The sequence below is a fragment of the Gammaproteobacteria bacterium genome, assembly GCA_003696665.1.
Lineage (GTDB): Bacteria > Pseudomonadota > Gammaproteobacteria > Enterobacterales.
Genome location: RFGJ01000655.1, coordinates 1 through 1,784, shown reverse-complemented (window position 1 = coordinate 1,784; position 1,784 = coordinate 1). Strand labels below are relative to the sequence as shown.

The window sequence follows — 1,784 nt, the reverse complement described above, 5'->3', positions numbered from 1 at the left end:
CGGCGAATGACGAAAAAGAGAGCGTCACCTGCCGGCCAGGGCCGGCGGGGCCGGCGGAAGGTCGAGCTCATCACCACGGCCGTAAGCCTCTCCACCGCCGATCGGGGCGCCCGTCAGGCCGGCAAAGGCCGTCCCTGGAGAGAGCCTCCCGCCGGCATCCGGCGCATCCCGTGGCGCGCTGCGCAGGGGGCCGATTGCGTGATGTTGCATCTATCGCTCACGCAATTGTGATCATACACTCTCTTGACGAGAGCTTTTTATCCGAGTCAGGCTGAATGCACCGGCGGGCAGGCCGGTTTGCGGGTGACCGGTTTGCGGCACGGGGCCGCGATCGGAGATCACATGGGGGGCAACATAGGGGAGAGGTAAGATGGGAAAGAGCGCTCCTTCCGAGATTCTCGGAACCGTGGTCCTCAGCGGCCTGTTGGCCTTGGGGGTGTCACAAGCACAGGCAGGCAACGGTGAGATGGTTGACACATCTGCCCACAACGGACGACTGACGCGGACGGAGACCCCAGTCGCCTTTTCAGACGATGGTGAGCTTCTCATCATGGGACAGGGCGCTGGAGAGTGGTTCTCGAGTATCGTCTCAGAGCAAGCATTGTTCGGACAGGCGATTGAGATTACGGTGAACGACGGCTGCACCAACAGCAGATGCATTGGTACAACCAATACAAATGGCTGTACCAATGGCATTTGCTTTACAACGATTGAAATCTGAAGGGGGGGGGGGCATGCTCGAGAATGGGGTGGTTCCGGATGCGGTTGGAGAGGGTGAATACGAGGCTGCAGCCGCGGAATTCGGCAGAGCCGTTGACCACCGCATTCTCGAGCTGATTCTTCTCCCGACAGAAGACTGCAACTTTCGCTGCGTCTATTGCTATGAGGATTTCACGATCGGGAAAATGCCACGCGTTGTTGTTGACGCTGTCAAAAAACTTCTGAGCCGCAGAGCACCAAAATTGCGCAATTTAATATTGAACTGGTTTGGGGGTGAACCTCTTGTTGCCCGCGACATAGTGGAATCCATATCAAAAACAGCACTTGATCTGAGCAATCATTTTGGATTCTCGTATATGGGATCCATGACTACGAATGGCGCTCTTTTGCAATCTAGAGCAGCCAAGCGCCTTGTAGACCTCGGCGTAAGGCAATATCAGATCAGCCTCGACGGTTGGCGGGAGGGGCATGATCAGACACGCCGGCGGCGGAATGGAAAGGGATCATTCGAAAGAATATGGAAGAATATATTAGATATAAATGAATCAAAAATGGATATAAATATCATACTGAGGCTCCATGTCACAAAAAATAACGTTGAATCTATTGAGAAACTGATATACAACATATGCAATTGTTTGTCTCCTAAGAGATTTAGGATTTTCATAAAAGCTATCGAAGATCTTGGAGGCTCATCAATAAGTCAATCAGATATATTGTTTGATGATGTTTTCGAAAAAAGAGCTGCTTTAAATTATTTAAAGACATTGTCTAGCAAGTTTAATCAATACGAGAATTCCAGGCAAGAACAAATAACTTTTTCGCCATGCTATGCTGCAAAATTAAATTCGTTTGTCATCAGAGCTGATGGACGTATCGGCAAGTGTACAGTTGCATTGAAAGATCGGAGAAATGTTATTGGGAGATTGAGAGAAGATGGCACAATGGAAATTCGTCCCGACCTGATCGCCTTATGGGCGCGTGGGTGGGAACGGTTCGACCGGGCAGCCCTTCATTGTCCGCTGGATGGTCTGCCTGAAATGAGAATGTGGAAAGGGAACCGG

At 51.2% G+C, this 1,784-nt stretch carries 3 protein-coding genes; 2 read left to right on the top strand and 1 reads right to left on the bottom strand.

Going from position 1 to position 1,784, the window contains the following annotated elements:
- Nucleotides 1-24: 24 nt before the first annotated feature.
- The gene (locus D6694_15685; protein RMH33120.1) at nt 25-210 is read right to left on the bottom strand and encodes a hypothetical protein; all 186 of its coding nucleotides are present in this window, start codon (nt 208-210) and stop codon (nt 25-27) included.
- 160 nt (nt 211-370) lie between these two features.
- Here D6694_15685 and D6694_15680 point away from each other — a divergent pair, with 160 nt between their 5' ends.
- Both D6694_15680 and D6694_15675 read left to right on the top strand, forming a co-directional pair.
- Nucleotides 371-721, top strand: a complete 351-nt coding sequence (locus D6694_15680) for a hypothetical protein (GenBank protein RMH33119.1) — start codon at nt 371-373, stop codon at nt 719-721.
- A 13-nt stretch (nt 722-734) separates the two neighbouring features.
- Nucleotides 735-1,784 (top strand): radical SAM protein (locus D6694_15675; GenBank protein ID RMH33118.1); only part of this gene is annotated, 1,050 nt, incomplete at its 3' end.

Excerpts from the sequence above, each read along its gene's own strand:
- D6694_15685 (RMH33120.1), bottom strand. The coding sequence starts at position 210 with ATGCAACATCACGCAATCGGCCCCCTGCGCAGCGCGCCACGGGATGCG.
- D6694_15680 (RMH33119.1), top strand. The coding sequence starts at position 371 with ATGGGAAAGAGCGCTCCTTCCGAGATTCTCGGAACCGTGGTCCTCAGC.